This is a genomic window from Pseudomonas sp. Sample_10 (genome assembly GCF_004321495.1).
GTDB lineage: Bacteria > Pseudomonadota > Gammaproteobacteria > Pseudomonadales > Pseudomonadaceae > Aquipseudomonas.
Window position 1 is genome coordinate 1 of record NZ_RCOE01000015.1, and the last position, 7,837, is coordinate 7,837.

At 60.1% G+C, this 7,837-nt stretch carries 7 protein-coding genes; 3 read left to right on the forward strand and 4 right to left on the reverse strand.

All coding sequences use genetic code 11. From position 1 onward, the window contains the following. Positions 1-228: 228 nt before the first annotated feature. Complete coding sequence (gene thrH / locus D8U18_RS01420) at positions 229-846, forward strand: bifunctional phosphoserine phosphatase/homoserine phosphotransferase ThrH (protein ID WP_056856947.1); 618 nt, start codon at positions 229-231, stop codon at positions 844-846. A 143-nt stretch (positions 847-989) separates the two neighbouring features. On the opposite strand, the gene pabB is transcribed toward thrH, so the two are convergent. The 4 genes from pabB to D8U18_RS01445 all read right to left on the reverse strand — a co-directional run bounded on the left by pabB (position 990) and on the right by D8U18_RS01445 (position 5,606). Next, positions 990-2,327, reverse strand: coding sequence for an aminodeoxychorismate synthase component I (gene pabB, locus D8U18_RS01425; RefSeq protein ID WP_131106860.1), 1,338 nt, complete (start codon positions 2,325-2,327; stop codon positions 990-992). A gap of 215 nt (positions 2,328-2,542) precedes the next feature. Further along, a complete protein-coding gene (locus D8U18_RS01435) occupies positions 2,543-3,529 on the reverse strand; it encodes an alpha-L-glutamate ligase-like protein (protein WP_130906135.1) in 987 nt (328 codons plus the stop codon). After that, positions 3,529-5,064 carry an inactive transglutaminase family protein gene (locus tag D8U18_RS01440; protein WP_056856950.1) on the reverse strand — a complete coding sequence of 512 codons (1,536 nt, stop codon included), beginning with the start codon at positions 5,062-5,064 and terminating at the stop codon, positions 3,529-3,531. Before D8U18_RS01440 ends, D8U18_RS01435 begins: the two co-directional genes overlap by 1 nt. A gap of 5 nt (positions 5,065-5,069) precedes the next feature. After that, positions 5,070-5,606 (reverse strand): ATP-dependent zinc protease, encoded by a 537-nt coding sequence (locus tag D8U18_RS01445; protein WP_130906136.1) that lies wholly within the window; start codon positions 5,604-5,606, stop codon positions 5,070-5,072. 425 nt (positions 5,607-6,031) lie between these two features. Between D8U18_RS01445 and D8U18_RS01450 the strand changes: the two genes are divergently transcribed. Next, positions 6,032-6,751: a GntR family transcriptional regulator gene (locus tag D8U18_RS01450; protein ID WP_056856952.1), complete on the forward strand. Its 720-nt coding sequence runs from the start codon at positions 6,032-6,034 to the stop codon at positions 6,749-6,751. Continuing rightward, complete coding sequence (gene prpB / locus D8U18_RS01455; RefSeq protein ID WP_056856953.1) at positions 6,748-7,638, forward strand: methylisocitrate lyase; 891 nt, start codon at positions 6,748-6,750, stop codon at positions 7,636-7,638. Before D8U18_RS01450 ends, prpB begins: the two co-directional genes overlap by 4 nt. Positions 7,639-7,837: the final 199 nt, after the last annotated feature.

Genomic DNA, 7,837 nt, shown 5'->3' on the forward strand with positions numbered 1-7,837 from the left:
GCGGATTTGTTGGCATAGGTCGTGGCGAGTTCCACGACGTCGAACGTTGGGCTCATCAGGGCGGCTTCCTACAGGTCGGTGGCGCTGGGCGCTCTATATGGGGCCGATGGTAACAAAAAGCTGCGTCGGTCGGGGCGTCCTCTGCGTTGCGCGGTGGGGGCGGAATCGCTAGAGTTCGGCAGTCTTTTAGCTCGCTCGACCAATAAACAATACAAATGGGAGTGTCTTGTGGAAATTGCCTGTCTGGATCTTGAAGGTGTGCTGGTTCCGGAAATCTGGATCGCCTTCGCCGAAAAAACCGGGATCGAATCCCTCAGGGCCACCACTCGGGACATTCCCGACTATGACGTGCTGATGAAACAGCGCCTGCGGATTCTCGACGAGCACGGCCTGAAGCTTTCGGATATTCAGGAAGTGATCGCCACCCTCAAGCCGCTGGACGGCGCCATCGAGTTCGTCGATTGGCTGCGCGAACGCTTTCAGGTGGTGATCCTGTCGGACACCTTCTACGAATTCTCCCAGCCGCTGATGCGTCAGTTGGGCTTTCCGACCTTGCTCTGCCATCGTCTGATCACCGATGACAGTGGGCGGGTGACGAGCTATCAGTTGCGTCAGAAAGATCCCAAGCGTCAGTCAGTCCTGGCGTTCAAGAGCCTTTACTACCGAGTGATTGCGGCGGGGGATTCCTACAACGACACCACGATGCTGGGCGAAGCGGATGCGGGGATTCTGTTCCACGCGCCGGATAACGTCATTGCAGAGTTCCCGCAGTTCCCGGCGGTGCATACGTTTGAGGAACTGAAGCAGGAGTTCATCAAGGCTTCCAACCGTACCTTGAGTTTGTAAACATCACCTGTGGCGAGGGAGCTTGCTCCCGCTCGGCTGCGCAGCAGTCGCAACCCGGTCATGCCTTCTATCTGACTGTAGGCGGTGTCTGGTTTGGGGGTGCTTCGCATCCCAGCGGGAGCAAGCTCCCTCGCCACAAAAGGCTATAGGTTCTGCAGGGTATCGAGCAGGACCTTCACCTTGGTGATCGATTCCTGATACTCGGCCTGCCACTCGGAGTCCGCGACGATTCCGCCACCGCCCCAGCAACACACCTGCCCATCCTTGACCAACAGGCTGCGAATGGCGATGGAACTGTCCATTTCGCCGCGCACGTCCAGGTACAGCAAAGAACCGCAATACAGCCCGCGCCGGGTGGGCTCCAGCTCATCGATGATCTGCATCGCGCGGATTTTCGGCGCGCCGGTAATCGAACCACCAGGGAAGCTGCCGGCGATCAGGTCCAGCGCATCGCGATCATCCGCCAATTCTCCGGTCACGCTGCTCACCAGGTGATGCACGTTCGGGTAGCTTTCCAGGCTGAACAGTTCCGGCACCGAGACCGAACCGGTGCGGCAGGTGCGGCCCAGGTCGTTGCGCAGCAAATCGACGATCATCAGGTTCTCTGCGCGGTCCTTGGGGCTGGCCAGCAGTTCGGCAGCGTTTGCCGCATCTTCGGCAGGCGTCAGGCCGCGCGGGCGTGTGCCTTTGATCGGGCGGGTTTCGACATGGCCCTTGCTGACTTTGACGAACCGCTCCGGTGACAGGCTGAGCACGGCGCCACCGTCGGGCAGGCTCTGGAACCCGGAAAAGGGTGTCGGGCACGCCAGCCGCAATGCGTTATAGGCCGCCCATGGATCACCCGCGCAAGGCGCGCGAAAACGCTGGGCGAAGTTGACTTGATAGCAGTCGCCGGCCTGGATGTATTGCTCAATACGCTCGATGGCCTGGCGATACTGATCGGCACTCAGATCGGCATTCATCGGCGATTGCAATTTGAATGGCAGGACTGTTTCGCCGGCGGGGTGGCTGAACAGCTGGATCAGGCGCTGACGTTCGCTGTCGGCCAATGTCGGGTGGAACACCAGCTGGCTGGTCATCTGCTGGTGATCGCTGATCAGCGCCCAGTCGTATAAACCGAAACGCGCGTCCGGCAATTGCAGGTCGTCCCGTGCCTGGCTGGGGAGATTCTCCAGATGGCGGCCGAAGTCATAGCTGAGGTAGCCGATCAGGCCACCGGCGAACGGCAGCTCATGGGGAACCTGTGCTTCACCCAGTCGTGTCAGATTGTCGCGAAGGCGTTGCAGGAAATCGCCGCCATTTTCGTCAGGCGAAACCGTGAGTTGTTCCAGCGGCCAGGCGCTGAGCAGGTCGAAGCGGCCACGGTCGGCGCTGGGGCGGCCGCTGTCGAGCAGCACGGCGCCAGGGGCATGACGAATGGCCGCGAAGTACTCGGCGGGGTTGGCGCGATAGGGCAGCGGGTGTACGGAGCAGGTCAGCATGGGCGGGTTGGATCAGCCATCGAGGCGGGGTGGCGATTGTAGTCCCCTCGGGGATTTGCTCCTAGAGGGATGTCGGGGATTGGCAGGTTGAGTGCTTGTCGATCGTTCCCACGCTCTGCGTGGGAATGCAGCCCGGGACGCTCCGCGTCCCAAAGCGGACGCAGAGCGTCCATTGAGGCATTCCCACGCAGAGCGTGGGAACGATCAGATCAGGATCAGCCCTCGACCGGCGGAATATGCCCAAACATCTCCTGCACGTACGCCACCCGCTCTTCGACGGTTTCAGTCGCGCCGCGGGCCTTCAACTCTTCCAGTCGTGCCTCGACGGCATGGGTACGCAGCGTCAGTCCGCAATCGTTGGCAATCTGAATGTTCAAGCCGGGACGGGCATTGAGCTCCAGAATCAGCGGGCCTTTTTCCTGGTCCAGCACCATGTCGACACCGATGTAACCCAGCCCACACAATTCATAGCAACCGGCGGCGAGCTTCATGAAACCGTCCCAGTAGGGCAGTTGCACGCCATCCACCGCGTTGGTGGTGTCCGGGTGCTTGGCGATGATGTTGTTCAGCCAGGTGCCGCGCAGGGTCAAGCCGGTGGCGAGGTCGACGCCGACGCCGATGGCACCCTGGTGCAGGTTGGCCTTGCCGCCGGACTGACGGGTCGGCAGGCGCAGCATGGCCATTACCGGGTAACCCATCAGCACGATAATGCGGATATCCGGCACGCCTTCGTAGCTGATGCTCTTGAAAATCTGGTCCGGGATCACTCGATATTCGATCAGCGCCCGGTCACGGTGGCCACCCAGCGAATACAGGCCGGTGAGGATGCTGGAGATATGGTGCTCAAGCTCTTCGTGGGCGACGATCTTGCCTGACACCGTGCGATAGCGACCCTCGAAACGGTCGGCTACCACGATGATGCCATCGCCGCCGGCACCCTGGGCCGGTTTGATCACGAAGTCGTTGCGCCCACCGATGATCTCGCCGAGCTTGTCGATTTCCTTCTCCGTGGAGATCACGCCATACAGTTCCGGCACATGGATGCCGGCGGCGGTGGCGCGCTCCTTGGTGATGATCTTGTCATCGACGATCGGGTACAGGCTGCGCTTGTTGTACTTGAGCACATAGTCGGCGTTACGCCGATTGATGCCCATGATGCCCCGGGCTTCCAGGGCCTTCCAGGTTTTCCAGAAGCCGAACATCAAGCGTCAGCCTTTTTCAGGAAAGCCTTGAAACGCACCAGTTCGGTCAGGCGATAACCGCGATAGCGACCCATCGCCAGCATGAAGCCCACCAGAATCAGCAGGACCGCCGGGAAGGTGAACACGAAGTACACCAGTTCCGGCACGCTCATGATCAGGTGCGCCAGGGAGGCGGCGAACAGGGTGCCGATCGCCACTTTCATGGCATGGCCACCGCCGCGCTCTTCCCAGGTGATCGACAGGCGTTCGATGGTCATGGTCAGAATCACCATCGGGAACAGTGCAACCGAAAGCCCGCGTTCCAGACCGAGTTTGTGGCTGAACAAACTGATGGCTGCGATCAACACCACGACAAAGGTCAGCACCACCGAAAGCCTTGGCAGCATTTGCAGCTTGAGGTGTTCGAGGTAGGAGCGCAGCGACAGCCCCAGCGCCGTGATAATGGTAAACAGCACGATGCCGAAGCCGAGCTGGGTTTCGCGGAAGGCCAGGGCAATCAGCACCGGCGTGAACGTGCCCAGTGTCTGGATGCCGATCAGGTTGCGCAGGACCAGGATCACCAGCACGCCAATCGGGATCATCACCATGATCATGAACGTCTGCTGGGTTTGCAGCGGCAGGCCGTACAGCGAGTATTCGAGGAAGTTGGCGTCGGTGTTTTCATCCGTCAGCTTGGCCAGGCGAATGGCGTTCATTTCGCTGTTGTTCATGCTGAAAGTGACAGTGGCTTTCTTGCCGCCATCGACGGTGATCAGGTTTTCATCGCCGGTCCACCACAGCAGGCGGTCGGTCGGCAGACCCTGTTCGCCGGTCTCCGGGTTGAAATACAGCCAGTCGGTGCCGTTGAAGCTGCGCAACCAGAGTTCCGGTGTCTGTGGTTGGTCGGCCACCAGACGGACGGTGTGGACCTTTTCCACCGGGACGTGGGCGATGGACAACAGCAGTTCGACGATCTTCGCCTTGTGCGCAGGGGTCGGGTCGCCGGCCAGGAGCATCTTGGCGTTGTCGTCGTTGCTGTTGTTGACCCGCTTGATGGCTTCGCTGATGAAGGTCTCGACGTCGGCCGAATGCTGGCGGATCGGCGCGAGCAAGGCTTCGGCAGCGATTTTTTCAGGGCCTTCGATGGCGATGCTGTCGCGGAAGGTCGGGCCTTTGATCTTGGCTTTTTCAGCGGTGTAGCGCTTGGTCAGCACCAAGCGGTAATACAGCGTCTGGTTGCCCTTGGCCCGGCGCGCCGACCAGGTCACCTTGCGGTTGCCGTCAACGCGGTTCACGGCCACGCCGTAGTTGTTGGAGATGAAGCTCTCGTTGAGGCTGACATAGTCACGGCTCAGCGGCGGCACGAACATCTGGATCTTGACCGGGTCTTTGGCACTGGCGACGAACTCGACCTTGGCGTCGATGTTCCACAAGTCGTCGGTGGCGTCCTCGGTGACGGGAATGCCGAGCACGAAGATCTGATAGGCCGTAACTGAAATGCCCAATACCACCAGGATGGCGATCAGCATTTTCAGATGAAGGGTAAGAGAGCGCATTGGAATTACTCTGCGGTATGAGCGTCGGTAGCGCAGGCGGGTTTGCCGGCAGCGTATTTAAGACTGGGGTCGACCAGCGCATCGAAGCGTTTGAGCGCTTCGGAGCCGATCAGGAGCGGGTATTGGAAGGCACTTCGGTCCGTTAGGTTCACTTCGATACTGCGTAAAGCCGAGCCCATGCAGATATCCAGCTCGATCACCGGACGGGCGGTGTACTTCTTGCCTTCTTCAGGATCGTAGTCACCGGCTCGGCGCTTGATCTTGCTGACACGGGCCAGCGGTCGTTCGATCGGGTGTGAATGGGCGGCATCGATGGCCAGGTAGAAGCGCACCCAGGATTCGCCATTGCGCTTGAAGCGCTTGATATCGCGGGCACTCAGGGAGGCGGTCTTCGCCCCGGTGTCGAGTTTGGCGGCCACTTCCAGGTCGATACCGCCCAGGGAAGCATATTCATTGAGGCCGTACACAGTCTTTTCCCCCGCCGCGGCAAAACCCGGCAGGCAAAGAATAAAAAGGAAGGTGGAAAAGGGCTTGAGTCTCATAAATCCTGGTGCGCAGCGGGCCGTACTTCGATTCAAGACCCCGGCATTGCTGCGCAAGCTCCTTCGTATGCCTATCAGTGTTTTATGACAGACCGTGCAGATGTGACAAACAAATGCGGGCGGCATTCTAGCACGGTGGTTTGTTGGCGCCAGCGCTGGCCGGTGGCTATAAACAGAGGGCGCCGCATTGTTGGTCGTTCCGACGCTCTGCGTGGAAACGCATCCAGTGACGCTCCGCATCAGGACTCGAGCCCGGCGTCGCTGGGGAACGTGGAGCGTTCCAGGCGGCGTTCCTGCGCAGAGCGCAGGAACGATCATAAAACAAAGCGGTTATTAGACGATTGTCGACAATATCTATTTATCCTTTGACTAAGCCCTGCGTATTCGTTAGTTTTTGCGGCATTGGCTTTCAAGGTGTCGACAATATGTTGGATCAACTCGATCCCCCGGTTTCTACCCAAGACGATTCGGAGACGCTTTCCGAGAACGTCTTCCGCCGTATCCAGGCGGCCATCGTCAAGGGCGAAATCGCTCCGGGCAGCAAAATCTCCGAGCCGGAGCTGGCCCGTACCTATGGCATCAGCCGAGGCCCGCTGCGCGAGGCTATCCACCGCCTGGAAGGCCAGCGCCTGCTGGTGCGCGTGCCGCACGTCGGCGCACGGGTGGTGTCGCTCAACCATGCCGAGTTGATCGAACTCTACGAAATTCGCGAGTCCCTCGAAGGCATGGCCTGTCGTCTGGCGGCCGAGCGCATGAGCGTCGAAGAAATCGACGAGCTGCGTCGCGTCCTCGAAACCCACGAGCGCGATGAGGCATTCCAGGCCGGCCGCGGTTACTACCAGCAGGAAGGCGATTTCGACTTCCACTACCGGATCATCCAGGGCAGCGGCAACCGCACCTTGACGCAAATGCTTTGCGGCGAGCTGTATCAACTGGTGCGTATGTACCGCATCCAGTTTTCCACCACGCCCAATCGCCCGCACCAGGCCTTTGCCGAACACCACCGAATTCTCGATGCCATCGCCGACCGTGACGGTGAGCTGGCCGAGTTGTTGATGCGCCGCCACATCGGCGCCTCCAAACGCAACATCGCCCGTCATTACCAGGACGGCGTTAACCCGACAGCCAAACGAGGTGAGTCATGAGTTCCAACAAGAGCACTCCAGGCCAGCGTTTCCGCGATGCGGTCGCCAGCGAGCATCCATTGCAAGTGGTCGGCGCCATCAATGCCAACCACGCGTTGCTGGCCAAGCGCGCCGGTTTCAAGGCGATCTACCTCTCCGGTGGCGGGGTGGCTGCTGGCTCCCTCGGTGTTCCGGACCTGGGCATCACCGGCCTGGATGACGTGCTGACCGACGTGCGCCGCATCACGGATGTCTGCGACTTGCCGCTGCTGGTGGACGTGGACACCGGTTTCGGTTCCTCGGCCTTCAACGTCGCCCGTACCGTGAAGTCGATGATCAAGTTCGGCGCGGCGGCGATTCACATCGAAGACCAGGTCGGCGCCAAGCGTTGTGGTCACCGTCCTAATAAAGAGATCGTGAGCCAGCAGGAAATGGTTGACCGTATCAAAGCCGCCGTCGATGCCCGCACCGATGACAGCTTTGTGATCATGGCCCGTACCGACGCCCTGGCGGTGGAAGGCCTGGAGTCTGCCCTGGATCGCGCCGCCGCGTGCATCGAGGCCGGTGCCGACATGGTCTTCCCGGAAGCCATCACCGAACTTGAGATGTACAAGTTGTTCGCCAACCGCGTGAAAGCACCGATCCTGGCCAACATCACCGAATTCGGCGCGACACCGCTGTACACCACCGAACAACTGGCCGCTGCCGACGTTTCGCTGGTGCTGTACCCGCTGTCGGCTTTCCGTGCCATGAACAAGGCGGCAGAAAACGTCTACACCGCGATCCGCCGCGACGGCACGCAACAGAACGTCATCGACACCATGCAGACTCGCATGGAGCTTTACGATCGCATCGACTACCACACCTTCGAGCAGAAGCTCGATGCGTTGTTTGCGGCGAAGAAGTAAAGAACGCCCTGTAGGAGCGAAGCTTGCTCGCGATGGACGCCAATGTTGACGCGGGAAGCCTGATACCCCGCATCGCGAGCAGGCTCGCTCCTACAGGAAGCGAGATAAGTTTTCTCTGACAAATTCAAGAATATTGGAGACAGAAATGGCCGAAGCAAAAGTACTCAGTGGCGCCGGGCTCCGTGGCCAGGTTGCCGGG

Excerpts from the sequence above, each read along its gene's own strand:
- pabB (WP_131106860.1), bottom strand. The coding sequence starts at position 2,327 with ATGCTGACCTGCTCCGTACACCCGCTGCCCTATCGCGCCAACCCCGCC.
- D8U18_RS01435 (WP_130906135.1), bottom strand. The coding sequence starts at position 3,529 with ATGTTCGGCTTCTGGAAAACCTGGAAGGCCCTGGAAGCCCGGGGCATC.
- D8U18_RS01440 (WP_056856950.1), bottom strand. The coding sequence starts at position 5,064 with ATGCGCTCTCTTACCCTTCATCTGAAAATGCTGATCGCCATCCTGGTG.
- D8U18_RS01445 (WP_130906136.1), bottom strand. The coding sequence starts at position 5,606 with ATGAGACTCAAGCCCTTTTCCACCTTCCTTTTTATTCTTTGCCTGCCG.
- D8U18_RS01450 (WP_056856952.1), top strand. The coding sequence starts at position 6,032 with ATGTTGGATCAACTCGATCCCCCGGTTTCTACCCAAGACGATTCGGAG.
- prpB (WP_056856953.1), top strand. The coding sequence starts at position 6,748 with ATGAGTTCCAACAAGAGCACTCCAGGCCAGCGTTTCCGCGATGCGGTC.